Raw genomic sequence first — 26,141 nt, 5'->3', positions numbered from 1 at the left:
TTTTCCAACGGAGAACACGGCCATGCCGCTGCCCAATCCATTTTCCACATCCCCGGTGCTGCTCGGCGGCGAGAACCGCTCGGGCACCACATTGCTGAGCATCGTGCTGGATTCGCATCTGGATTTGGTAGTCGGACCGGAGATAGACTTCCTCGAACCACTCAATCTCGGTCCGCACGTCTTGCGCGCGATCGACCTGCTGGCGTCCGGCGATTCCCGGGTCGCGGGCATGACCAAAAACACTGTCGACCCGTTCTGGTATGACGGGGTGCATTTCGTGGTCCAGTGCCGCCGCTTCGGCCTCGACTTCGATGACATGCGTGAATTGGTCAGCAAGGTGATGGCCAAGACGGGCGACGATATTGTTTCGTTCGCCGCCCGATGCCGCCTTATCAACGAGATCGGCGAATTGCGTCGAGCACGTAGCGGGGCCCAGCGCTGGGGCTTGAAACTGCAGCGTAAGATCGCCCAGACCGACGACTTCGCCCGGCTGTGGCCACGCGCACATTTCGTTCATATCGTGCGGGACGGCCGCGACGTAGCCGCCTCTCATCTGAATACCGTTCCTGATTGGGGATATCGAACGGTTTCCGATGCCGCGCGCGGTTGGCTCGAAGTGGTGTCCCGGCCGCATCGAATTGCGCCGCCTGACCGTTATCTTGAGGTGCGTTACGAGGATCTTGTAAGCAGTCCCCGTCCCACTCTGGCTCGAATTCTGGACCACCTCGGCCTGCCTTGGGATGAGGCCGTGCTGCGTCACGCTGAATACGAGCACGTATTGTTCGAACAACCGCACGGCCATCCGGCGGCCGAGGCTGCGGGCAGGCCGCTGCACCAGGGCAGGATCGGTCGGCACGTCCAGGATCTGGCGCGAGCCCAGATCGATGAGTTCGAGCAGATCGCGGAAAGTGAGCTGAGCCGACTGGGATATCTGTCGGTTCGCAGCGTGTCTGGCGACGCGTGAGCCGCCCGCGCAATCCCGCTCCGCTGCGCGGACTGCCGCGAAGTTATCTCGCGTTGCTCGTCGGCCAAACTATTTCGCTGCTGGGCTCCAATGTAACCATGCTGGCGCTGCCGCTAACCGCAATCACCTTGCTGGATGCTGGCCCGACGCAAACGGGGCTCCTGCTGGCCTGCGGTCGGGCGCCGTACCTGGTGGTGAGTCTGTTCGCCGGGGTCATCGTGGACCGCCTCCCGTATCGGCAGATCCTTTTGACCGCCAATTTGGCGATGGCGACGACGCTTGCCACGATTCCCTTGTTCGCCCGCCTTGGACATCTTGGACTGGTTCAGTTGTACATGACAAGCATGCTGGTTGGGGTCGCTGCAGTGATCGCCGACGTCGCATATCTGGCGTGCATACCCACCGTTCTGGAGCGCTCCCAGCTGGTTCGGGCGCAGAGTTCATTGGAGCTCAGCCAAGCGGGCGCGATGGCGGCAGGTCCGTTCCTGGCCGGTTGGCTCGTCACCGAATTCTCCGCCCCGTCCGCAATACTGGCGGACTCGGTTTCGTTTCTGGTTGCCGCCGCGTTGCTGTCGCTGGTGCCGATGCGTAGCGGTGGGGGCTCGGAGGCCGCATCGAGCGCGGTGCTCGGCCAAGTGGCAGAGGGGCTGGCGAGCGTGTTCGGCAATCCGATTTTGAGGGCAGTCACGTTGGCCAGCGCGACATTCGTCTTTTGGCACAACGCGTATTCTGCGGTCTTTCTGCTGCATCTGACCAAGGGTCTCGGGTTCGACGCCCGGATCGTCGGCATGGTGCTCGGCATCGGTGCGCTGGGCGGAGTGGTCGGCGCGGCGATCTCCCCGCGGGCGGGCCGGGCAATTGGCCTCGGCCCAATTTTAATGGTTGGTCTGGCAGTGAGCGCCGGAGGAATGGCCGTGACGGCCCTCCTCACCCAACCCTTGTGGGCCGCAGTCGCATGCGTGGCGCTCTCCCAATTCATTCTGTGGATCGGCCAAGGAATTTACAACGTGCAGCAGGTCCCCATTCGATATGTGTTGGTGCCGCAGCACTTGCAGGGCCGGGTCAATGCGAGCATCCGCAGCGTGGTGTGGGGATTGGCCTCATTGGGTGCGCTGGCCGGCGGCGCGGCCGCTGCTGCAACGAGCCTGCGTACCACGTTACTCGTGAGCAGCGTGCTTGGCACGGCCTCGATAGCGTGGATTTTGCGGTCGCCGCTGCGCACCACGCGCAGCTTGCGTCCGTGACTGCGAGGCACCCGCTCATGGACCTCAAAGAGTTCGTCGATCTTGATCGGCGGCCGGGCCGGCTCCTGGTGTGGCGAGTCAACGTCCCAGCTCCTGTCAGGTGGCGCCCTGACCCACGCCGGCCCTCCTATGTTCAAGAGGAACATCTTCGCTCTGCGGACGATGGCCAGCCGGGTTGGCTTGGCGCAGCATTCGAGTTGCCAGGTGAGTTCAACGCCGCCGCGCTACGCAAAGCGATCCTCGGCTGGGTCAACCGGCACGAGGTATTACGCAGCCGCTTGACCAAGGAGGGATCTACAATTCATCGCACAACGATTGATCCAGACGCGGTCGCGCTTGAGAAGACCGTTGAGGGTGAGCAGGTCGATGCCGACGACTTTGCTCAGCTCCTGGAAAAGCTGTTCGACGCGGAGACCAATCCCCTGCGCTGGCCAGCATATGTCTTTGTTACGATCAGCCGGCCGACATCGACGAGCCTCCTGCTCGCCTGCGACCACTCTGTTAGCGATGCCTATTCGATGGCCTTGGTACCGCATGAGATCCGCGAACTGTACACAGCCGCGATCCATGGAGTGGCCCCCCTGCTGGCACCGGTGCACAGCTATCTGGATCACGCCGAGGTCGAGCGAGAGCGACTGACAGGCCTAACCGATGACCATCCCGCGATCGGCCACTGGCGCGAACTGATCGGGGCGAACGGCGGTCAATTACCCGACTTTCCGCTACCATTCGACGTTCCGGAGCGATGCCTGCAGCGCAGCGGGCAAATGTGGCTACTCGATGCGGCTGGGGCATCCGAATTCGATCGCGGCTGCAGGTCTCAGGGCGGAAACGCGGCGACGGGAATATTCGCCTGTCTGGCGCTGGCAGGAAAAACACTGGCGAACCAACGGCAATTCCACGCCGTTGCGCCCTTTCACACTCGGTACGATTTGCCATCGATGCGTTCGGTTGGATGGTATGTCGGGATGAGCCCGGTGAGCTTCCGGGTGGCCGATACGTTGCCCGAAATCCTGCACGCCGCCCGGCTCGAGCTCAAACGCGCCAAGAAAACAGCTCAAGTGCCGTTTTCGAAGGCCATGGAGCTGATCGGCACCACGCTGCGCGACCGCTTTATGGTCTCTTACATGGACAACCGGACGGTGCCCGGGTCGGACTGTTGGCGCCATTGGCGGACGAAGTTTCTGATCAGCCGCAGCTCTGATGCTTGCGAGACGTACCTATGGGTCAGTCGCTGGCAGGACGGGATTTCCGTGAACTTCCGCCATCCTGGCACAGCCACCGCGCGAAGCGCAATGGACCACTATCTTGCTGAAGTGGCTGCGCAGGCTCATCTGATCGGCCGCGCACGTCCACCGCCGCGACGCTCCATCGATTGACGAAGGCAGCTGACAGTTGACCAAGAGCCGCCCGCGCTACAATCAGATCATCCGCGATTGGGTGATCCGAAGCGAGGTCAAATCCGGGAGGTCCGATCAAACCCTACCGGGACCGGTACCTGCAGGGAGGCCGGCGCAAGCATATGCCTATGCGCTCCATCTTCTGGTTTGGACGAACTTCTCACGGATGGCTTGCGAGCGATCAAGATGATCGTGATCAGCCCGACTCGACACAATTCGTATTCCTGAAAGTAACAAACACAGTGCCGACCTGCATGTCGGATTTAGAAACCGATCAACTGCGAGGCAGCATCCCCGTATGCGGTTTTTCCAAATCGGGTTAGACTATGGCACGGCCGTTGCAGGTCTACGTTCAATGAATGGATTCCTTCCTGCATGGAACGGATTTTTTCGCGATTTGTGCTGATGCAAATGTATTGGCAACGTGATGACGCAGAGGCACCCATCGACGATGCTTTCTAACAGCTATCCAGAATACGAGCTGCAGCTGACGAAGACGACCAACGCGCTACCAACCTCACTGGGCGATTGACTTGGGCTGAACAGGACTGCTTCAGCATGCCTTCTGATCGACACAATAAAAGTACTAGGCGCGCAATCGAAGTGGCGAGCCTAAAGGATCTACGAGAACTGACGCAGTTGCTCTGGCATTTATTCAAGACAGTTGACCGGCTTCCCAGAGGGCCAGAGCATGCAGCAGCAGTTCAGACGATCAAGCGCTTAGAGCGTCGGCTGGCGGTTCTGGTTCATGCATCTGAGAAAGCTCGAGCTGCTGGCCCCGGGGTCGCTAGCCCTGCCAGCTCGCCGAATAAATGATTGCCACACGATCAACAAAATCATCGAAAGATCCTACCTATGGAGCATCGCCAAGACCCGCATGGCGACTGGAGATCGTGAAAGAAATGTTCAAAGCGCACCTATCCGGACGACAGCATCGTTGTAATCGGCCGTCGTGCAGCGGCACGCGGGAGATTACGCGGCAAGTCTTACAAGGCTGAATGAGGGCCGGATAGTCGCGGGCGCTAAAAGCGCGTATTCCTGAGCAGGATATCACCTTCCACAGCGCGTGGATAATGGGCCGCCACTTCGAACGACGGCAATAGTTCGAGAATGGCTTGCATCGACAGCTGCCCTTCGTAGAGCTCTCTGTCGCTATATTCCGTGTAGACGAATCGCGTGTTGCTCAAGGTCTGCATGCCGCCGGCGATGACGTCGGCCTCCGCGCCCTGGACATCCATCCAGATGAAATCGACCGTATTCACCTTGGCGTCGCTGCACCAATCGTCCAGCCGTCGGGTTTCAACCGAAAACGGGCGATCGAACCGAACCCAATCATACTCGGTAAGATGGTTTTTCGGCCGGCGTATTGAACCGGAAAGATCCCATTCTTTTGCATCTCCATCCGCATTGCTTGGATGGAAATCGATCGTCCCGTTGCGATCACTGATCGCGATTTCAAGCAGCTTCACCTTCTCGAGGGAAGGACCCAACTTCTGTTTGAAGCGCGCGATCGCCCGAGGGTCCGGCTCAAAGCAGTAAAGCCGAGCTTGTGGGCACAGGGCAAGAAAATGCTGCGTATCGGTTCCGTCATTGCAACCGATATCCAGGATGACCGGATCCGGCTTCTGAAGAAGCGAGATGATGTGCTGATGTACTTCTACAGACGACACAGGTTGTTTTTCCATTGGCGCGGAGATTGGTTGAATTCGTCCTCAAACCCGCAATCACACGGCAGACGCTTCGGCACAACGTATATCAACGTATATTAATTTATACGCTGATCCGATCCCTCAGCGAAATGCCGTCGATATCAACCAGGCCGGCCGCATAGTTGCTCCCCAGCCGAGTTCGTACGAGCAGATTTGGTCGCGGGCCGAGAAAGAAGAACCGCGGAGAAGCTATGGAAAGAGACTGTCGGCGCTCGATTACCGTCAGGTCGCCCTCCTGACGAAACGCAATGTCGGATTCGTAACAGCCTGGGAAGCTGTGTACATGAGAGTGCTTGCTTCCGAACGAACACAGAGCCGGCCAATACGCGATTCAGCAGAACTGCAGGCGGATTACTCTGCTCATCTCTGGCCTGGCTCTTGCAACAGTGGGGCTGTTCACAATGTGCCCATCGTCCACTTGTTCAAATGCTCAGGAGGCCTGCATGAATTTCCGTCCGCTTCACGACCGCGTCGTGGTCAAGCGCATCGACGCTGAAGAGAAGACAGCTGGCGGCATCATCATTCCCGACACAGCCAAGGAAAAGCCCTCGCAAGGCGAAGTCGTCGCGGTTGGCCCAGGCGGACGTGACGACAGCGGTAAGCTGATTCCGATCGATGTGGAGGTCGGCGATCGCGTACTTTTCGGAAAGTGGTCAGGAACCGAGGTCAAGGTCGACGGTCAGGAGCTGTTGATCATGAAGGAGAGCGATATCATGGGCGTTCTCACCGATGTGTTTTCCAAGAAGAAAGCCGCCTAGTCCAGCGCTCCCACCGCTCACCCCCGACGAGCGCCCTGCCGGGCGCACCGCAGGATGAGAAACTACACAGAGGAATTCGATTTATGACAGCCAAGGAAGTCAAATTCGGCGTAGAAGCGCGAGACCGCATGTTGCGTGGTGTCGACATCCTCGCCAATGCCGTGCAGGTCACCCTCGGTCCGAAGGGCCGCAATGTGGTGCTCGAGAAGTCGTTCGGCGCTCCCCGCATTACCAAGGACGGCGTCGCCGTCGCCAAGGAAGTGGAGCTTGAGGAAAAGTTCGAGAATATGGGCGCCCAGATGGTGCGCGAAGTCGCGGCCAAGGCAGCGGACGCGGCCGGCGACGGCACCACCACGGCGACCGTGCTTGCGGCGGCCATCGTGCGCGAAGGCGCAAAGTCGGTTGCCGCCGGCATGAACCCGATGGATCTGAAGCGCGGTATCGACCTCGCGGTCGAAGCCGTCGTGGCCGACCTCCAGAAGAACTCGAAGAAGGTCACCTCGAACGAGGAGATCGCCCAGGTCGGCACCATTTCGGCCAACGGCGATGCCGAGATCGGCAAGTTCCTCGCCGACGCCATGAAGAAGGTCGGCAACGAGGGCGTGATCACGGTCGAGGAAGCCAAGTCGCTCGAGACCGAACTCGACGTCGTCGAGGGCATGCAGTTCGACCGCGGCTACATCTCGCCCTACTTCGTCACCAACGCCGACAAGATGCGCGTTGAGATGGACGACGCCTACATCCTCATCAACGAGAAGAAGCTCTCCTCGCTGAACGAGCTGCTGCCGCTGCTCGAGGCCGTGGTGCAGACCGGCAAGCCGCTGGTCATCGTCGCTGAAGACGTCGAAGGCGAAGCGATCGCCACCCTCGTCGTCAACCGCCTGCGTGGCGGCCTGAAGGTCGCGGCCGTCAAGGCTCCGGGCTTCGGCGATCGCCGCAAGGCCATGCTGCAGGACATCGCGATCCTGACCGGCGGCCAGGCAATCTCGGAAGACCTCGGCATCAAGCTCGAGAACGTCACGCTGCAGATGCTCGGTCGCGCCAAGAAGGTGATGATCGACAAGGAAAACACCACGATCGTCAACGGCGCCGGCAAGAAGGCCGACATCGACGCCCGCGTTGCCCAGATCAAGGCGCAGATCGAGGAAACCACCTCGGACTACGACCGCGAGAAGCTGCAGGAGCGTCTCGCCAAGCTCGCGGGCGGCGTCGCGGTGATCCGCGTCGGCGGCGCGACCGAGGTCGAGGTGAAGGAGCGCAAGGATCGCGTTGATGACGCGATGCATGCGACCCGCGCGGCTGTCGAGGAAGGCATTCTCCCGGGCGGCGGCGTCGCCCTGCTGCGTGCTTCCGAGCAGCTCAAGGGCCTGCGCACCAAGAACGACGACCAGAAGACCGGCGTCGAGATCGTGCGCAAGGCGCTCTCTTGGCCGGCCCGGCAGATCGCGATCAACGCCGGTGAAGATGGCTCGATCGTAGTCGGTAAAGTCCTAGAGCAGGGTGAGTACTCTTACGGCTTCGACGCCCAGACCGGCGAGTACGGCAACCTTGTCTCAAAGGGCATCATCGACCCGACCAAGGTCGTGCGCATCGCCGTCCAGAACGCTTCCTCGGTAGCGGCACTCTTGATCACCACGGAAGCGATGGTTGCCGAGCTGCCGAAGAAGATCGCGCCGGGTCCCGCAATGCCTCCGGGCGGCGGCATGGGCGGCATGGACTTCTAAGGTCCGGCCGCTCAAGGCGATCCACGAAATGCAGAACCCTGGCAGCAATGCCAGGGTTTTTCGACTTCGGCCAGTCTTGCACCCGCGGGGGGCTATTGCCAGCCGGAAGCTGACGGCTGGCCCCGAAAAACCCGACGGCCGACCATTGAGCCATTATATCAGCGCCTAAGTTAGCTAGCCTGACGTCTTCGGGCGCCGCTCGGCCTTGAGCAGAATGAATGGGCATCAGCATAGCGGCGGATGAACCCGTAGTGTATGCTACGGAAAATACGCTGACTGTGCTCCACCGCGTGCCCGAATGCGTTTTGCCGATCACCACCGAATATTGATGACGTTCCATGAGCACATGTCCTCGGATCGCGGGTTTCGGACCTCTCAATTCGAAGCCAACGTTCCAGATCGATCCAGGGATCTGGTGTGTGTCAGCATGTTATCTAGTTGAACTGCGGGGGGCACAGGGCCGCTTAGATGATGGGGTATGAGTTTTGACTAAGGAGCAACTTGCTCGAGACGCCGCAGAGATCTTTCGATTGCTGCGTGCATTTCGATCGATCAAAAATCAAGCCGCGCGGCGCCGCGTTATCGAGGCTGTAGAGGCAATGGTCGAGGGCCGCAGAGCCGACGAAGCTCTGAACGAAGCCGCGAGCGATGTACATTTACTATAGAGTTGCGTTAGCAAGCCGCGGACCTCGACATTCGGGTGGACAACGTTTTCTTCCGAACACGGTGTTTGGCATTGTCGCAGCTATCTGACCAGGACAGTTGTGGCGGCGTGCCAAGATACTTCTCGGGAAAGCAGGGCCATCTGGCGGTGGCCAGGAATAAGTTCGGCTCGGGCGATAGGAAGTCGCTGCGGAGGACACCGCGCTAACGGATACGTCACGAGCGCGCTCGTTACTCGATTTCCTTCAGGCATGGACGATCGATCCGGCTGATCGAGCTTGGGAGAAATAGCGCCGACAAGCTCTCTGGTAGCGCCCTGATTAGCCACAACGCACCAAGATCACGTAAAGAAGCGGCCCACCGAGGGGTTGAAGCTAAGCTCACCGAGCCGCCGGTCGCCGAAATCAGCGGCCGCGCTAGGGCTGAAGAACACGAAATGAAAACAGCTCCCGCTGCGCTCGCATCATCGGAATGCATTTGGGTTCCGCAAATGACGCGTGTGAATCTCGGCCAATACGCGTCAACGTCCTGACGGGTACCCCGATCCTGCCCTTTTGTTTGCTCACCGGTGTCTTCGCGTACATCGGTTTGGACGAGCATGCCAAATCGCGTCCACTCCGCGAAAGCGGGAAATAGTCCCATAAAGCCGCTCGCTATCACTGTAGGCAGGTGCGATCGTTTGGGTTGTTGCAAGCGCTGACGTCTCGTCCGGATCACTGGAAGGCGCTCGCTCGCGAAAGGAGCTTTGGCACTCTCGGCCCGCCAATAAAACGCCGCGAATTTACGGTCGTTCGCAACCTATTTGCAGATCACTCGTTGTAAGTATCAAGCCGGCGTGCCAGCCAAGGTTTTCATCGAGCGACTTAGCGGGAGCTTTCGCCGATGGTAGCCATGGATTCGGACATCTTCGCGGATTTGCTCGCTGACCGAGCGAACGACACGTTTCTTTCGCCAGTTCCTGTTGAGATCGATTGGAATGCAACTGCCTCGAGGAACGACGAGAAGGTCGTTCCGTTCGTTCAGGTAGACGTCGTACATGGAAGTCCTCTCTCCGGCTGAACATAGGCCGAAGCTCAGACTCTTTGGTGACTTGGACGACACAGTCTCGAGAAAGTGCACAAGGGATTTGCACGGAACGCCGAAGGCTGCGCAGTACGATTTCAGCCTCATCGCAAGAAGCGGAGCGAAGCCGAAGCAACACTCCGCGACGCCGCCTCGATCGGCACGAGCCTCAGCTCTCGGTTTGGCACGGCCCTATGCTCGTCGTTGCCTCATTGGGCCGACAAATGACGGTAGCATTCCTTGTTGCTTGTTGCCGCCTGACGTCGACGATCTAACATCTGCGTTCAGCATCTTGACCAGCTATTTCCTGGTGACTCTTCTTGAAATGGAGGAAGTTACAGACATCAAAATATTCTATGTCGTTCAAGCGGAAGCCATACGCCGATACGTGGTTCACGAGAACGATCGGATCGAAAGCGAACGCTTGGAACCCGTTCGAGCAATCTAACCGAACATAGTCATCCGTGCGCACCACCTCCCGAACGGCAATGCCGCAAAGATCATAGTATTCGCGGCGAGCCAATGTTGCCGTCTCGCTCGTCGAAAAAAGCGACAAAGCTAGATCAAATGGCGTTTTACAGACCAGCGTCAGAAAGTCGATCGGCGCATCCATCGTACCAAGAAAATTAAATGGCAGTATGCAAAGCACCCTTTCCTCATATCGGCGCATTATCTCCTCGATCAGCCGTGTTCTTTTGAAGAACTTTCCGGCCTCACAACGGATCACTGCTCCTCTCCTGCTCTTTAACCGGCGCAAACGAGGTGGACTTATATCGATGCCAAGATAATCATTGTCGTCGCTTTTGATGCCGATAAGGCGATAGCCGCTGCAACCTACTTCTATGATCAACTCGTATCGGGTCGCATCCAGGAGATCGAGGTAGAACAGTTTCTCGCGGCGGTGGAATCGACGCACCTCAGCGGTGAAATAGGTCGGACGCATGAGACGTACGCCTTCATCGCCTAGATAAATCGCCCGATTGACTTGCTGGGATCTGCAAGTGGAGGAGTTCACCGGTGCCTCATATCATTTCGTTCGGATGAGACGTAAAGCCTGCGGCATCGCCATCCGATGCCTGTGGTCAATTCATCGCTCAGCATTTTCGCGGATGACGCCATATCTCCAACGGTTTGCTCGGGGCAAATGAGGTCCACCACCGTACCGGGCCGCGTCCAATTCTCGTGCAGGTCAGTTACATCAATGGTAATAACATCCATTGAAACGAACCCGACGATAGGGACGCGACTCCCACATATGAAGACATGCCCCCGATTGCCGAGCGTACGCGGAAATCCATCGGCATAACCAATAGCGGCCGCCGCGATCCGCATCCGCCTCTTCACAGTGTAGGACCTGAAGTAGCCAATGGTTTCTCCGCGCTCGACTACACGGGATTGGATGATTTTCGTTCGTAGACGGACGACTTGCCTTGGTTTGAAATCGGGATCATCGGACGTCGAGAAGCCGAAGATTCCTCCACCGGCTCTTATGAGATCAAAGTGAAATTCATACCCGGCGAGCAATCCCGCCGAATTCGATAAAGAAAGAATCGCATTCGGGAACAAATGGGCAAGTCTGCGAAACCGATTTAGTTGCTCGAGGCAGACCTCGTTTCGCCACTCTGCACAAGCGAGCTGGCTCATGAACAGCACGACAGGCATTTCCGATAACGCGCTTCCATTCCCGGCGATCGTGTGCAGCTCATCAACGGAAAAGCCCAACCGAGACAGGCCCGTGTCGACATGAATTCCTGCTGGCAGCGCACGATTCCGAAGCCGGCAATGCCGAAGCCAAGCCTCCAATTGCTCCCTGCTGTTGAGGATTGGCAGCAAATTGTGCTGCTCGGCCGCCGGCTCCATGCCTGGCATAGCGCCGTGCAGCATATAAATCTTTGCGAACGATGGCACCTCATCGCGGAGGGCAATGCCTTCCTCCACATCGGCTACGAAAAAGTGCGCGCAACCGAGCGAAGCCAGGAAGGGCGCGATCCGTGCCGCGCCAAGACCGTAGGCATCAGCCTTGACAACGGCGCCGCAAGCGCTGCGAGGCGCAAGCGCCTGGCACTTGCGATAATTGGCTTCAATGGCGCTGAGATCGACGATCATGGTCGATCTCGACGTCTCGCGGCCAGCAGCTGCAAGATCATGCTGGGGATCGGCTTCCATACCAATCGTATCTGGCATTCGTCTTCTTATCACGGCACGCCGGCGAACCTATCGGTGGTGAGAATACAGAGATCCTATTGCGTCTTCCGCACACGCGGGCCCGAAGCGAAACCCGTTACCCGCTCCGCCGCCAATGACATACAGTCCGGCGACATCTTGAGCCGGACGAGAGAACGGAACACCATCGTCTGAATAGCAATCGCAAAACACACGCGCTGATGCCACCGCAGGCATGTCCGGGGAAAACCATTTTGCCAGGATTGCGTTGGCTCGCGCCAGATCGTCCGAACTGACCTGCAGCCCGCCGGCGTCAGGCCTCACATCCCATTCTTGCGATGTGAAGCTGAACAGCCAATACCCCTCCTCCATCATGGGAATGAGGAATGCGTAGTCATCGAACAAGCCGATCATTGGACAGTTCGCGGTAGGACGCGCCGCCAAGTGAAGTGCAACGACCTTTTTTACTCGCAATCGCGGCTCGTCCGCGAGATGCGCGCGCAACGGTGATCCTTGAAGCCATGGACCGATTGCCAGAATGGCTCGCCTTGCCGAGCGTTCGGTATCATCAGCGGCCTGAAGAAGGATACGGTTTGACCCCTGCCGTATCCGTTCGATAGATGTGCCCTCGCATATCGAAATTCCCCCGGCTTTGAGCCTTTGGGCCAAATCCTGAAGAATGGAACGGACCGGGCAGTAAGACCCACGATCCAGCATCACGGTCATATCGTCGGGAACCAAAAACCGCGGCAGCGAGGAAAGCCTCTCTGTGAGCGTGAAGGATGCTGATGGGACGGTATCGCCCACGCAATTCATCTGAGCGAGTTCAGTCGGATGACGAGTCAACCAGAACACGTCACAGTTCCGACCATCGGGCCACCGCCCATCGGGATACAGCTCTTGCCAAATCTTCGAACCGCGATTGAACAGGCTTCTTTCCTTTTCATTACGGCCGATGTTGATTTGGATTCCCGGAGCAAATCCACTGGCACCCGCCCCTACCGTCTCTCGTTCGAAGATGACGATTCTGTCCCGAGGACTACTACGCGCTGCAATGAAGGCGGCACTCAGGCCCATGACGCCGGCTCCAATGACCGCCAGGTCATAAATGCTGTCGGTCATCTGGCCCGCTCCCAGGCGATGGACAAAGCACTCAGAACTTCGCTGCCACGATTTTCAAGATAGTGGGTTCGATCTGGCTGCAAAAACACCAGATCGCCTTCCTTAATAGCCAACTCTCCATCATCCGTTATCACCCGACCGTGGCCGCTTGTGATGCGCCAGATCTCGCAGGAAGGATGGGAATGAGGCGTCGACACCGCGAACGGATCCAGTCGGAATTCGATGAGTTCGACGGGACAGGCGGTCTCGGAATCTCGGACGGGTTGCAAGATTACACCAGGACTATAGACCGTCATTTCACCCAAGGTCATCAACTGTGCGTTCTTCATGATATACTCCGAATGACTAAAGGCTGGTCGTGACATGCCGCGGACCCGTTCGCCGGTCAGCAGGAGGTCTCAAGATCAACGCCACCCCACTTGACCGCACCCGTTGCAGGCCCGCAATCGTAAGCTGCGCGGCCGATGATCGAATTGAGGATCAGCGAAGCGCGCCAAGGAACCAGGCTCAGATTTGTATCAGCGATGCCATGTTGAAAGCGTGCGCCGTTTTGGACGTACAAACGACACTTTCCGGGACCGTCAAAGCGCGCCGAGAACTCCCTGTCGACCATGATCTCTTGGGAGCCACCCGGGGCATCCAAGACCGTGAGCCGACCTTCGATCGGCTTTAGAAACGAAGGGATTTCGGTGCGGTAGCCTGTCGCCAAGACGACAATGTCTGCGACATGCTGTGAACAAGTGCCCGTCTGCTGGTGGTGCAAGCGCAAGCGAACGGGAGAGAGCCCGCGCAAGTCTTCAGCCGTCGTGGCCACGCGTATTTCCACATGCTGCGGGTAGGACCGCTTATGAACTTCGCGATCGTACAATGCATTGTAGATAGCGCGCAGTGTCGAGCCATTGACGCCGTCGCTGGCCAATGACTGTCGCTCAAGAATTTCCTTCCGGGCCGCCGCACTCTTGTCAAAGAACCAATCACTATATTGTGGAAAGAACCATTCATTGACAAAAGGACTGTCTTCGAGCGCGAATATGTTTGCGCGGCGCGTCACCCAGGTCAGAGTTGCCAACGAACCGCACGCGCCCCCGAGCAGATGAAGAAATATTTCGGCTCCGCTTTGGCCGCCGCCTACGACCACAACGCGCTTGCCGGAAAGCTCACGCCGCCGCAGGAGAAGGGTGCTCCCGTGAAACACCTCGTTTGGTGGTGCATTACGGCCCCATTCGGGGACAGACGGTACCCTGCCCACGCCAACCACAATCGTACTGGTTTGGTAATTGCGGCAACCCGTTATGATATTGAAGAGCTCGCCGCGCAATTCGACTGCGGTAACGTGCTCGCCAAATCGAATGTTTGGGAGCTTCGCCGCTGCCCAGCGCAAATAGTCTTCAAATTCACTGCGGCCGACACACGCCAGTCCCCGCACAATAGCTTGATAAAGTCGCCGTTTATCACGCAAATAGGCGAGGAAGCTGTATGCGCTCGTCGGATCCGCCGGCGTGACCAGGTCTTTTAGCGGGCTGGTTTGCATGACCGACCCTGCTATGAGCAGGCCGGGATGCCACTTGAGGTTCTCCGAACTCTCGAGGATGTTCAAGGAAACTTCCGGAATTGGAGTTGCGAGCGCTGCCAAGCTCAGATTGGCCGGACCCGCGCCAATCGCGACTACGTCATGGTTATCGCTTTGCTTCGGCATCCCGTGATTCTCCGCAAGAAGCTGGTCAGTGCGTCCGGCCGGCCGAGAACACCTGTGTCGCAAGAATTACCGTATTGGCGACGACAAGCGTCATCATGCTCATCAGAAGATGATCGAAGCTGCTGGCCTTCACGATTTGTCCAGCGATGATCGGAAATCCGAACAGCCCGACGAAGTAGGAAAGCGTGAATACCTGAGACGCAATGGCAAGGGGGGTCCCATCCTGGTCGGCAAGATCGACGGCCATGCTGTTCAGCGTCGAATAGCTTAGACCGTATCCCAGCGCGAACACCATTGTTCCGAAGATGTAGATCGCCGTACTGTCTACATTTACGAAGAGGATCAGCAGTCCGGCAATTGTGCACATGAAGAGCACCGCGATCGTGTGTTCAATGCGGAATTTTCCAATGATCGGCGCCACCGCAAATCGCATGAAAACGGCAGTCAGCGTGAAGACGAGAAAGAACGTGTCGGCAGATTGCGCCCGAGACGCCGCGTAAAGCGTTTGGAACGTGAAAAGACCGGCGAAAACGCATCCCCCTACGCCAATCATGATGATCGGATAGCGCGTGCTCGATCTGAAGACCTCCATCACGCTGTCCAGGGTGAGACCTACATTCGGCGTTCTCGGTTGAGCAGCGTGGGCCACCCTGCTGCCGGCAAACTCGAAAAAGGTCGCGCCGACAATACATGCCGCGGCGAACAGGGCATAAACCGCAATATAGGATCCTGCAGTCTGGCGACGGCGCGCGCGAGAGGAACAGCAAGTCCAATACCCAGCATTTGAGACCCTGAAAGCAGGGTAAGATACTTGATACGAGCCTCAGACCGGACGTGCCTCAGGACTTCGAGCGGCGCCAGCATATAAAAGCCGGACCATCCAACGCCGAGAAAAAATCCACCGAGGTAAGCGAAGAGCGTCGAAGTTGATGCTGATGCGAAACATGCCATCGCGATCGTCATCATCACCGCGGCCGCGCTGATAGTTCGCGTCAAGCCCACTGAATCCGCGACACGGCCGACGACGAGCGAACACAGTATTGTCGCGATCGTACCGGTCGAAATGACGGCGCCAGCGGTCGTGGCGCTCTGCCCAATCGCCCCCAGGGCGTCCACGAGGAAGAAGCTTGAGCCATAGGATGTGGCCAGACTGATACTACCAAGCATGAAAGGGATGGAAACTTCCAAGGGGACTGTACTGGGCAGTTTCTCCGCAGGAGCGATGTTTGCGGCGCGCGTCATGCTGCAATCTTCCCCGCAAGGCATCGTTCAATATCCGCAGCCGCCATCCTGCGCCACCGATCTGCGGTGCGGTCCCGCATCGTTGGAATGAAGGTGTCGATGCACGTGCAGCGACGGGATGTCCATCATGCCCGAGCCAGTGCCACAAGGCTCCTGCTATCTTAGGCATCAGCGGCCAAGCCAATATGCTGAATCCCATAAGCCAAGTGTAAGCGCACTGATGGTCCGACGCGTCGTCAAGATGATCGACCCAATCGATGACCGGTCGCGACGCTTGTGATACGCGCAGATGATCGAGCGAAAGTGCGGCGCACTGTTTCTCGTAGAGCCCATCCAGCGTGACCATCATCGCGCCATCGACGTGACATCCAGCAAGAGCCGGCATCGCGTCGATGGCCTCCGTGCAACGGTCGATGGCCGCAGATGTCTTATCGAGAACAGCATTGTAACGGTGGACCAGTTGCTCTGGCACCAAATCGGTCTCAGCTTCTTCCGGGCAGATTTCGGACAGGTACACTCTAAGTACATCGACGGATATATCTGGAATCCTGGCGATTTCACCTGCCCAGATCACGTGCCCGCGACTGGTCGAGAACTTCGATCCGTTCAGCCGAAGGAAGTGATTAAAGAAAATTCGATCGAACGAGCGAAACGAGTTCTGGCCTAACGCGCATCCAGTAACTCCGACAAGCATCGGAATGGTGTTATCGATACCGGTACCGCCGATGAGAAACGCATCCGACTCGCGCGCAAAAGGACTTGGCTTGCCCGCGTCCTCCGTGTCCTTTTGCCCGCAATAGAGAGAATGAGCGTAGAGCAACGAGGAGTAGCTAAACAGTATCTGCTGGGTGTCGAAATGCTGCGACTTCCAGGCCACCCCGTGGAGTCCCGGCACGGTCAGACGCATCTGCTGTCCTTTGCGCGCGACATAGCGATGTCCTATCTCCAGAAAGCCGGCTTCGATGGCAGTATCGTCCCAAGCTCGTAAAAGCAGGTCCTTTTCCGAAATTGAAAGGAACGCGGAAATATTCTCCGGCCACTCGACAATCCGCCCGCGCCTCGATAACGGATTCAACGCTTCCTCGGGCTCGAAATGATGTCCACACCGTTCGCAGAAGAAGCTACCTGCTGCGGCCAGGCAAACCGGACAAGTGGCACCGAACCAGCCTCCGATGCAGAACCGCTCTTCTCGTGGTGTAGCGGCAGAACCCGCATCGTCCATTGGCAAGTGCACGGCGGGGAAATGCAGCGAGCCCGCTGCAGACAAGGCCCCCATGAGCGCGTTGCCGACCTTCGTAAAGCGCCGCAAATTCCTGCCATACGCCGGATCATCGAAATGATCGAAAGCGATACCTACCGAGGCGAGATCCTCGACGATTTTTGTATGGAAAGCATGGGCTAGGTCGGATGGATCGACGTTCTCACGGGCCGCTCGAACCAGGACATGATTCTCGAAACCGTCGGTCGTCAGCCCCGAACGGACATGATGGCCCGCTCTCTTGAGGTGCTTCTGCACAATATCCATTCTGAGATACGGCCCCGCGGCATGGCCCAGATGTGCTCTGCCATTGGCCGTCAAGTTGACGGGAGATACGTACACATCGACGGGACGCGCATTCGCTACGTTTATCCGTGAGATCGTCGGGCTTCTTCTCATATCCGCACGAGTGACTTTTATGAACAGATATCTGGAGCGTCCAATCTCTGGAAGCACCAGGGCGCACGCGGCTTGCGGGCTCGTGGACGCGATCGGGCTGCGTATTTCCAACTGGGCTTCAGACGTCGAAGACTTGCAACGTTCTGTTCGAGATTCAGTGCAGACGACGCTCTTTCGCTGGATACTCGACGTATCGCTCCACCACAGCTAGCAACATAGGTAATCTCCTGCTGACGCCGTGAATGAAGCAAGCGGCGCGCCAACCGAAGTCGCTGTTCTGCGCGCGTTCTCAGGGCCTAAGTACGTCAGCTTTCCGACATTCGTCACGAATCGCCGGCGCGGCTTCCATATTTCCGACAATGCGTTGAGGGCAGCCCGAGCGCCCTCCGGTCGAGACGTCGGGATCGAACTGCTCGGGGCTGCACGGGCCCGGGCCACTCTCATTGTGCGAATCGTTCAACCAGGGTCCGCGTAGCATCCTTACAATCGGAGCCGTTCTGCTGCTGGGTCATGCGAGCTGACTGCAGCCGGCGCGCAGTCTCTGCGAGCTGTTCGGCAGCGGTGCTGTTGCGCGATCCGGCGGAATCGCAGTGATAAGCAACCACTCGTTCCGGCGCGTGGCGATCCAGCAGGAGTGGCGACCAATGGGCATTGGTCACCTAGACCGTCGTCATTCAATGACAGAAACAAAAGCTGGCTGTGTCGTTGCCATTCTGGTCGTGGACAATGCCCATTGAGGTTTACTGATGATCATTTCGCTGCCAGCAGATGACTTTGTGTGGGCCCAACCAGCCGCGTCTGCGCCGCAAGAAACTGATCATGCCTCTGCAACTGCTCGTGCAGCAGAGCGTAATCGGCCGCGATATCGTGACCTGGCAAATCCGTGGCCCCGTCCACGAAGCCGGCATCGGCCAGGGCTCCCGGGTACAAACCCAGATTTGAAATGTTTGACATCACAAGTCGTACGGTGTCGGCGGAAAATCGAGCACAGATCCGGCACTGCGATGGATGTCTGACCGGGGAGCCGTAGCACTCGATAGTGACGCGGGTCATGGCATCTGCTCCTGCGCAACCGAAGCTCGCGCCCTCACGGCGCTTGAGGCAGCGGGCTCCTCCTTAAGCGAGCCAGATTGCCCAGCGTCTAGCCCGCCGCCGGCGCAGAGATAGCCGTGCAGCTCGCTAAGACAAGCATCCGCGCTCTTGAGTTCCCGCCGATCCTGTGGGGCAATCGTGAGATTGGCGAGCTTATACACAGGATTGCGCTGCTCCATCAGCTTTGTGATCATCTCGTCGCGGTCTGCGGTTTGTATTTTCGGACGGTTGGTGTCGTGTCGCAGGTTGCGCCTGATCACGTCCTCGTTGGTATTAAGCCAGATCGAAACCGCCTTCTCGCCGACACGACGCCGGACTTCTTCGGACATGAAGGCTCCACCACCGGTTGCGAGCACCAGCGGCCCCCGATCGAGCAGCCGGCTGATCTCATTCGCCTCGAGATCCCTGAAATGCGCCTCGCCGTCCTCCGCGAAAATCTTGGTTATGGACTTGCCAGCCTTCGCCTCGATCTCTTTATCGGAGTCGACGAACGTCAGCCCCAGCTGCTTTGCGAGTGCAGGTCCCACAGTGGATTTCCCGGCCCCCATCATGCCAACGAGCACGATCGGGCGGTTGTCGAGGGCGCCCACAATCTCTGTTGCGCGCGCCGACCGCGGTGCGCGTGTGGGCCGGGCCACGTTCGACACACGAGCAGGGCCAGCGCCAACGCTGTTGCCGGCTTTGGCTTCCCAATGGGGGATCTCTGCGGCACCCTCTGGGATCACAACCTCGGTGCACGCCCGTCGCGCGCGCTCCAGGAGTTGCTCGGCTATAGATTCATCCCAGGGCTCTTCGCTCCCTCGCTGTAGCCGTCTGAGCTTCTGCAGCTCCTTGTACGTCACATGATTGTCGAGCTTGGCCTTGTAGCTGTCTGCCGTGTGAAACTCGAGCTCAAAACGGTAACCGCCAGGGGTGGCGAGCACTGTCTTGATGCCAGCGAAGGTCCGCGATCGCGTCCTGAACCAGTTAGTCGTGCTGACCTCGCTATACCCGCTCTCCTCGAACGCTAGAATGGCTTTCTTGAAGGCACGTGTAAAATCCCTGTCAGAGAATTCGAAGACGTGTCGTACAGCGTTGTTGAAAAGCTGGACGCCGGTCTCAGAGCTGGCCTGGATTCCGGTGAGCTCGTCTGTCATTGAGCTTGGCGATCTAAGACGCTTTGCCAAATGGGGCATCTTCACCTCGATGCCGGCACCCTTTAGGGCTTCGGCAACCGACTTTGCGGTCCGGGTGATGTCCTTCTCTTCGGCTTGAGCGCGAGAAGTCTCCATTTGGGCGCGCTGTGCCGCCTCCTCGCGAGTCAACGTGATTGTGGTGGCGACATCTTCGGCAGCAAGCGTTAGAGCCGAGGGTTCGCGCAGAATCCCCCGCTCGGCAGCAAGCTTGATCGAGGCTTGCATGACCGAAGCCGCCAGCGTCGGATTGTCCTTGAGATCCTCCAAGGCCGCATCGACATCGAAACGACCTTGGTTGAGGGTAGCCGCCAAGCTCTTGGTGTATGGAGCCGATTTCAACCCGGGTGTCTGTTGCAGCAGGCGCTGAAGCTGCCTGCTCTTGATCATAAAGGCGTAAGCGCCAGTGTCGGATTTGTAGGCGTCAGTTCCGACCTTGATGCCGATGCTCAGCAGGTTTTTTGCACTTTGCACGAGGTCGTGCGGCATGTAACCATCCGGTCGGGGGTCGATGCGCGTAGGGTAGCGATCGACCAGAAGCTGGACGCGGTCCCGTGGGTGAGCCGTCGCCGGATAGGTCTCGGCTAGCGGCGGAAACAGCTCGCAAAGCTCTTGGCTCATTACGAGCTGTCTTTCATTCGCAGTGGCGGCTGTTTCGGGCGGGAGTTCGGGCGGGACTTGCCGGTCGAGACCTGCGGCCCACGCCTCGAGTTCGGTGAGAAGCAACTCGGCCGTCTCGCGCGCGACGGGATGGTGTGCGAGCTCGATATCGTGCCGCGCCTTCTCGAGCTTGTCCCGGACGTCGTGAGCACTAACCTGTTCCTGCTCCAGGAGGGCGCGGATGTCTCGCTTGAGCTCTCGGTCAATGCCTTCGTACGTGCCGAATATGGCACGTTCGGCAAGCCACTGCCGGGCTTCATGTGATTGAGCCAGAAAACCTCGCTGCAGGCCGGTATAGGTTTCCAGAACGTTCCGCGTGGCGGCGAGAATCTGGCTAGCGCGACCGAAATTATAGCGACCGTCCTCAATCGCGGGGGTATGGGATTTTGGCGGCTTGAGCGAGCGGAGGCCGCGAGCTTGCTCCTCTTGGTCGAATTGCCTGACATGCTCGTAAAGCTGCGGCCGGTCGGCAATGATAATGGCCGTATCGCCATCGAAGTCGCCGTCGAGTTTTTTCTGTTCATCAGGCGGGATGGCAACCAGGGACCCCGGAGCGAAGATCTCAGTAGCCTGCAGGATCCCGATACAATCGAGCGCGCTGTCCGCCGTTACGCGGTCCTTGCCCTTGATCCAGCTCGAATGGCACTTGACGTCCTCGGCGGACATCACCAAGCCACGGTCGGCGAAGTCGGCCGGCCACATTTCATCAGGCACCACGATCAGAAGCCCCTTGGCAAAGAAAGTCGGATCATCGACTGCCAGATCCTCCCCCGACTTCTGCGCGACGTTGAAGCTGTATTGTATGGTCACGCACTGATCGAGAAACGCCGCAGTCGGGTCCCCATCCGCGGCTGACCTGACCCGATCGAAGGCGAACGGACGGAGGTTGGGCTTGTCGTAGGGCGATCGCCCGATCAGCACGCCACCACCGGTCAATGTTTCGCTCTTGAGCCTCGGCACATGCAGACAGCCATCACCGGATGGGATGGCGATGGCGCCCGGACCATTGATGTTCGCGGCTGTCACGACGCGAAACAGCTCCTCCGACGTCAGTTCTTGCTTTACCCGACTCTCAAGCCAGCTCATCGCCTTCTGCCGGGCCTCATCGGCTACTTGCTCGCTGCGCGGATAATGTTGCAAGGCCATCGCTGGCAAGGACGCTCTCGTTCCCTCGGCAAAGGCATGCACGCGGTCAGAACCTTCCTGCTCACCGGCGCGGCGAACAGCTGGCATAAGCTTGGCCAGCGAGGCCCGGATGAAGCCGCAGCCGTCGTGCGGTCGCAATGCAATGGGTCCGTCCGGCCCCCTCAGCTGGAACGGATGCCCCTCGTTCGCAGGGCGGTCCGGTAGCAGCGCCAGTTTGAAGGCGCCTTCCAGCGCGGAGTCGTGGGGTGACAGGCCTTTGATCGCCGGAGGCGCCGCAAAGCCTCTGCGCTGAGTATAATAATAGGCCTCTTTGAAAGGGGCCCACGCGCGCGACAACTGCTCGAATGCTGTACCCGGCGCGGTTTCGGCATAGGGAATCGCCAGCAGCTTTCCCCCCGACGGCTTTGCCTGCTCGTCACGAGTGCGGCTCGCAACTTGAGACACAGTCAATCGTGGCGGCTTTAACCTGCTGCCGCCGAACAGGTCCATCCGGTATGGGATACCGTTCACATTTACCGTACGCGCTAGCATGAATGCGCTCGGGGGTGCCGGGAGTTGTACCGCGACGACGGGTAGGACCCCCGAAGTCAGGCGATGGAAAATCGAATACCGCGTCTCCGGCTCCATGGCCAACGGGCCCCCATGCATGTCCACGACCGGCAGCTGCATCAGTCCCGCCTCACCCTGCGGAGACTTCGGGGCGTGGTCCATGGCTCGCAATACCTGATGCACGTCGAACACCGACGGAGGATGTTGCGCCTGGATCGCCGTCGCATCCTGCTCCATGAACAAGTCCAGCGCGTCCACCGGACTGTCCGCCTCGATCTGCGCAATCAGATTCCAGCTCATGCTGGACAGATCACCTTGAATCAGGTCGCGAGCGCTTGCCAGAATCTCTCTCGTGCCGCGCTGCAGCTCTTTCTGCCTGGCCCGTAAATTTGCCCCGTTGCCCTCGACATAGGGTGACCTGAACAATCTCTCCAGCGCCGCACGGGCCTTGAGCGTCTGATAGATCGATAAAGCGGGGCTCCGGCTCGCAAGGGGCCCACGGATCCGCTCGGCATCGCCCGCGTTCAGATGCGCCTTGATCTTTTGCTCGAGCACGGGCTGAAGATCGTTGAGCACGTTGAGAGCCTGCCTGCGGTGCCAGCGCAGTGGCTTCTCTAGGCTGCGCGCGAGCGGCAGCAGAGCAGCACTCAGATTACCCATGGTTTCGAGGTTGTTCTCGGCGGAAAAACCAGGAGCTGAATGCAATTGAGAGAGCCGACTCAAGCCGGTCGGCGCGAGCAAACCGAGATCATCGAATAGGCCAGCCTTACCCAGCGCCTTGAAAATGTTCGTGATACTCAGAACCTCAGCCTTCGACAGGCGATCATTATCATAGTGCAGGTAGTGGGCGAGCTTGTGCAACCGATCCTTCGGCAGAGCAGCATCCGTAATCTCCCCACTCTCCTCCGCCCTCATGATCGTTCGGGACAGAGCGTTGGCGAGCATGGCCAGTTCAGGCGTGGTGAACACACCAAATCGCTGCGCTCCAGCTCCCAATTCGCGCGCGATGTCCATGGTGGACTGCCAGCATATAGGCTCCTCAGGCCACTTGCTGAAGCCGTTCAGAAGGTTCGCCACTGCCTGTGGAGGGAAATTGGAGAGCTGATGCTGACGGGTTTCCCGGGCGATTGCCATCGTGGCTTTGAGACAATCCTCACTCTCCGGCCATTTGCTGAAGCCGTTCACCAGGTTCGCAAAGTCCTGACTATTGAAATCAGAGAGTGCAACCTCACCGCGCGCGCCGCGGCGGAGGACCTCACCCGCAATGGCAAACGCAGCCTTGCGACAGTCCGGCGCCTCCGGCCACTTGCTGAATCCGTTCACCAGGTTCGTCAATCCCTGGGGGGTAAAATCAGGGAGTTCGGCGCGGTGAAGGACCTCATGCGCGATCGCACAGGTCGCGCCGCGACAGTCCGGCGCGTCCGGCCACTTGCTGAACCCGTTCACTAGGTTTGCCAGTGCCTGCGGAGCAAAATCGAGGAGTTCGGCGCGAAGGACCTCACGCGCGATCGCAAACGTGGCCTCGGGACAGTCCGGCGCGTCCGGCCATTTGCTGAAGCCGTTCACAAGCATCGCCAAGTGCTGGTCGCTAAAATGCCGGGTACCGCGACGAAGGATCTCACCCGCGATCGCAAATGTGGCGCCGCGGCAGGCCGGCGCATTCGGCCATTTGCTGAAGCCGTTCACCAGGTGCGCAAAGTCCCGACGATTGAAACCAGAGAGTGCGAACTCACCGCGCGCGCCGCGGCGAACGACCTCACCCGCGATCGCAACCGTAGCGTCGCCACAGTCCGGCGCGTCAGGCCACTTGCTGAAGCCGTTCACCAGGTTCGCAACCTCCTGCGGAGTAAAATGAGAGAGCTGGGTGCCGCGGCGAAGGACCTCATGCGCGATCGCAGACGTGGCCTCGCGGCAGTCCCGCGCGTCCGGCCACTTGCTGAAACCGTTCACCAGATTGGCGAGGTGCTGGTGGGAAAAATGGGAGAGCTCGGCACGGCGAAGCAGCTCACCCGCGATCGCAAACGTCGCCTCGCGACAGTCCGGCGCGTCCGGCCACTTGCCGAAGCCATTCACCAGGTTCCCCAGCTCCTGCGAAATAAACTGAGAGAGCCGGGCCCTGCGGCGAAGGACCTCACCCGCGATCGCAACCGTTGCGCCGCGACAGTCCGGCGCATCCGCCCACTTGCTCAGCCCATTCACCAGGTTAGCCAGTTCCTGGTAGGTGAATTCAGAGAGCCGGACATGGCGGTCGCGGCGAAGGACCTCACCCGCGATCGCAAACGTGGCGTCGCGCGTATCCGCCTCGTCCGGCCACTTGCTAAAGCCGTTCACCAGGTTGGCCACTTGCTGGTGAGTGAGTTTAGAGAGCGAGGCATAACGGTCGCGGCGAAGGACCTCACCCGCGATCGCAAGCGTAGCGTCACGACAGTCCCGCGCGTCCGGCCATTTGCTGAAGCCGTTCACAAGCATCGCCAAGTGCTGGCTCTCAAAATGCCGGGCGCCGCGGCGCAGGACCTCGCCCGCGATCGCAAACGTCGCATCGAACGAGTCCCGCGCGTCCGACCACTTGATGAAACCGTTCACCAGATTTGCCAGTTCCTGCGGTTTAAAATGGAAGAGCTCGTCGCGGCGAAGGACCTCACCCGCGATCGCAAGCGTAGCGTCACGACAGTGCCGCGCGTCCGGCCATTTGCTGAAGCCGTTCACCAGGTTAGCCAGATTCTGGTGATTGAATTCCGAGAGCCGAGCACGGCGGTCGCGGCGGAGCACCTCACTCGCGATCGCCAACGTGGCCTCGCGCGAGTCCGCCTCGTCCGGCCACTTGCTGAAGCCGCTTACCAGATTCGCCAGTGTCTGCGGCTCAAAACCGGACAGAGCGAACTCACGGCGGCGAAGAACCTCAGACGCGACCGCAAATGTGCCGTCGCGACAGTCTGGCGCGTCCGGCCACTTGCTGAACCCGTTCACAAGCATCGCCAAATGTTTCTGCTCAAAATCAGAGAGCTCGCTGTTGCGGCCGGCACGACGGACCACGCGAGCGATAGCTTCCGTGCCCTCACGAGTTCCCGCCTCCTGCGTCCACTTGCTGAAACCGTTCACCAGCAGCGAGAGATTTTGGCTATTCGCCGCGACAAGTACGTTGGGTTCATCGCGACAAAACTCGGCAATTCTGATGACTCCATTGCGGCATGTCTTCGACTGCTGTTGCCGGCCGAATGATGTCGCGAACAGCGCAAGAGCAGCGGGCTTGAGTTCGCGCAGTAACGTATTGGAAAGCTGCGACACCCGAGATGCCACCGCCTTGCAAGCTTCAACGCCTTCCTGACCGCCGGCCTCGCGAGTCACAGCGTTGCATGCCGTGGCGTGGCCGAAGGATTCCCTGCGGCGGATATCGTCCTCGAAGTGGGTGACAAATTGGCTTCTGAACTGGGCGGCAGCCTTTTGCATAAAGGCCGCATGGATCTTCTTGTCCACCCGCTGCAGCCGCTTGTCGTTTTCCACCACTGCACGTGAGAATTCGGCAATGTCGCGAGCGAAATAAATGGCGTCCAGAGCGGCGTTACATTGCTGTTCTGAAATCGCAGCTTGCGTGCCCTGCGGCGCGACATAATCCAGGCGCCGCCGCTTTGGACCTGCCTCCAGGTCCGATATAGATTGCCCGTGCGAGGAAGAGGCACCTCGTGAACTCCTGGGCTGATCGGCACGGCGGCTCTCGGCGCCAGAACGCGACGAACTTTCTTCCCAATTTGGCGCGCCGCGATCCGCCAAATACCGCAAAGCTGGCTCGTCGACATGCCTATTCGCGGAAGGATCGGTTGACGTGCGGCGTCGGGCATCGCTGGCCGAAGTCGGCCTTCGGGCCGATCCCGCAGCCAGGTCCTGATTTTCAGAGCGCAAGCCCTGCAAGACAGAACTGAACTTCGAGCGATCGTTTCCGCCGCCAAGATCTGCTTCAGGGCTGGACGAGTCCACCTCTGATCCGCGGGCTTCCTTCGCTCTCCAGTCGGCTCTCGTCAAAATCAATCTCCCATGCGAGCTAGAATGCGCCGATTACGACGGTGGCATAGAGGCCCGCGGCGCCGGCCTTAACGACTTTAGTTTCAGAGCGGAGCCCCTTG

General features: G+C 59.0%; 16 protein-coding genes. 5 read left to right on the top strand and 11 right to left on the bottom strand.

Going from position 1 to position 26,141, the window contains the following annotated elements:
* Positions 1-22 precede the first annotated feature (22 nt).
* Genes ACVW17_RS16735 through ACVW17_RS16725 form a run of 3 tightly spaced genes read left to right on the top strand, consistent with a single transcriptional unit; the run spans position 23 to position 3,587 of the window.
* On the top strand, positions 23-964 hold the full coding sequence (locus ACVW17_RS16735; RefSeq protein ID WP_456797611.1) for a sulfotransferase family protein: 942 nt from the start codon (positions 23-25) through the stop codon (positions 962-964).
* Complete coding sequence (locus ACVW17_RS16730; RefSeq protein WP_456797610.1) at positions 961-2,208, top strand: MFS transporter; 1,248 nt, start codon at positions 961-963, stop codon at positions 2,206-2,208. The genes ACVW17_RS16735 and ACVW17_RS16730 overlap by 4 nt, the downstream gene beginning before the upstream one ends.
* Before the next feature lie 17 nt (positions 2,209-2,225).
* Entirely contained in the window at positions 2,226-3,587 is a 1,362-nt protein-coding gene (locus ACVW17_RS16725; RefSeq protein ID WP_456797609.1) for a condensation domain-containing protein, read from the top strand.
* A gap of 1,043 nt (positions 3,588-4,630) precedes the next feature.
* Here the strand turns inward: ACVW17_RS16725 and ACVW17_RS16720 are convergent.
* The gene (locus ACVW17_RS16720; protein ID WP_456798977.1) at positions 4,631-5,278 is read right to left on the bottom strand and encodes an FkbM family methyltransferase; all 648 of its coding nucleotides are present in this window, start codon (positions 5,276-5,278) and stop codon (positions 4,631-4,633) included.
* A gap of 482 nt (positions 5,279-5,760) precedes the next feature.
* Here ACVW17_RS16720 and groES point away from each other — a divergent pair, with 482 nt between their 5' ends.
* Both groES and groL read left to right on the top strand, forming a co-directional pair.
* Positions 5,761-6,075: a co-chaperone GroES gene (groES, locus tag ACVW17_RS16715; RefSeq protein WP_456797608.1), complete on the top strand. Its 315-nt coding sequence runs from the start codon at positions 5,761-5,763 to the stop codon at positions 6,073-6,075.
* An 83-nt stretch (positions 6,076-6,158) separates the two neighbouring features.
* A complete protein-coding gene (groL, locus tag ACVW17_RS16710; RefSeq protein ID WP_456752886.1) occupies positions 6,159-7,799 on the top strand; it encodes a chaperonin GroEL in 1,641 nt (546 codons plus the stop codon).
* Positions 7,800-9,287: 1,488 nt separating this feature from the next.
* Here the strand turns inward: groL and ACVW17_RS16705 are convergent.
* The 10 genes from ACVW17_RS16705 to ACVW17_RS16660 form a co-directional block, all read right to left on the bottom strand.
* Complete coding sequence (locus ACVW17_RS16705) at positions 9,288-9,500, bottom strand: hypothetical protein (RefSeq protein ID WP_456752885.1); 213 nt, start codon at positions 9,498-9,500, stop codon at positions 9,288-9,290.
* Between the two features lie 295 nt (positions 9,501-9,795).
* On the bottom strand, positions 9,796-10,467 hold the full coding sequence (locus ACVW17_RS16700) for a hypothetical protein (protein ID WP_456797607.1): 672 nt from the start codon (positions 10,465-10,467) through the stop codon (positions 9,796-9,798).
* Positions 10,468-10,535: 68 nt separating this feature from the next.
* Entirely contained in the window at positions 10,536-11,708 is a 1,173-nt protein-coding gene (gene alr / locus ACVW17_RS16695) for an alanine racemase (protein WP_456797606.1), read from the bottom strand.
* 30 nt (positions 11,709-11,738) lie between these two features.
* On the bottom strand, positions 11,739-12,809 hold the full coding sequence (locus ACVW17_RS16690; RefSeq protein ID WP_456797605.1) for an NAD(P)/FAD-dependent oxidoreductase: 1,071 nt from the start codon (positions 12,807-12,809) through the stop codon (positions 11,739-11,741).
* Positions 12,806-13,138, bottom strand: a complete 333-nt coding sequence (locus ACVW17_RS16685) for a cupin domain-containing protein (RefSeq protein WP_456797604.1) — start codon at positions 13,136-13,138, stop codon at positions 12,806-12,808. Before ACVW17_RS16685 ends, ACVW17_RS16690 begins: the two co-directional genes overlap by 4 nt.
* A 56-nt stretch (positions 13,139-13,194) precedes the next feature.
* Entirely contained in the window at positions 13,195-14,505 is a 1,311-nt protein-coding gene (locus tag ACVW17_RS16680; RefSeq protein ID WP_456797603.1) for a lysine N(6)-hydroxylase/L-ornithine N(5)-oxygenase family protein, read from the bottom strand.
* Between the two features lie 25 nt (positions 14,506-14,530).
* On the bottom strand, positions 14,531-15,193 hold the full coding sequence (locus ACVW17_RS16675; RefSeq protein WP_456798976.1) for a hypothetical protein: 663 nt from the start codon (positions 15,191-15,193) through the stop codon (positions 14,531-14,533).
* A gap of 468 nt (positions 15,194-15,661) precedes the next feature.
* Positions 15,662-17,404, bottom strand: coding sequence for a class I tRNA ligase family protein (locus ACVW17_RS16670; protein ID WP_456798975.1), 1,743 nt, complete (start codon positions 17,402-17,404; stop codon positions 15,662-15,664).
* Between the two features lie 750 nt (positions 17,405-18,154).
* Positions 18,155-18,457 carry a hypothetical protein gene (locus ACVW17_RS16665; protein ID WP_456797602.1) on the bottom strand — a complete coding sequence of 101 codons (303 nt, stop codon included), beginning with the start codon at positions 18,455-18,457 and terminating at the stop codon, positions 18,155-18,157.
* The gene (locus ACVW17_RS16660) at positions 18,454-25,995 is read right to left on the bottom strand and encodes a shikimate kinase (RefSeq protein ID WP_456797601.1); all 7,542 of its coding nucleotides are present in this window, start codon (positions 25,993-25,995) and stop codon (positions 18,454-18,456) included. Before ACVW17_RS16660 ends, ACVW17_RS16665 begins: the two co-directional genes overlap by 4 nt.
* Positions 25,996-26,141: the final 146 nt, after the last annotated feature.

The organism is Bradyrhizobium sp. USDA 4473 (genome assembly GCF_054063335.1).
The sequence above is the reverse complement of the archived record's forward strand: the minus strand, read 5'-3'. Positions and strand labels throughout refer to the sequence as shown.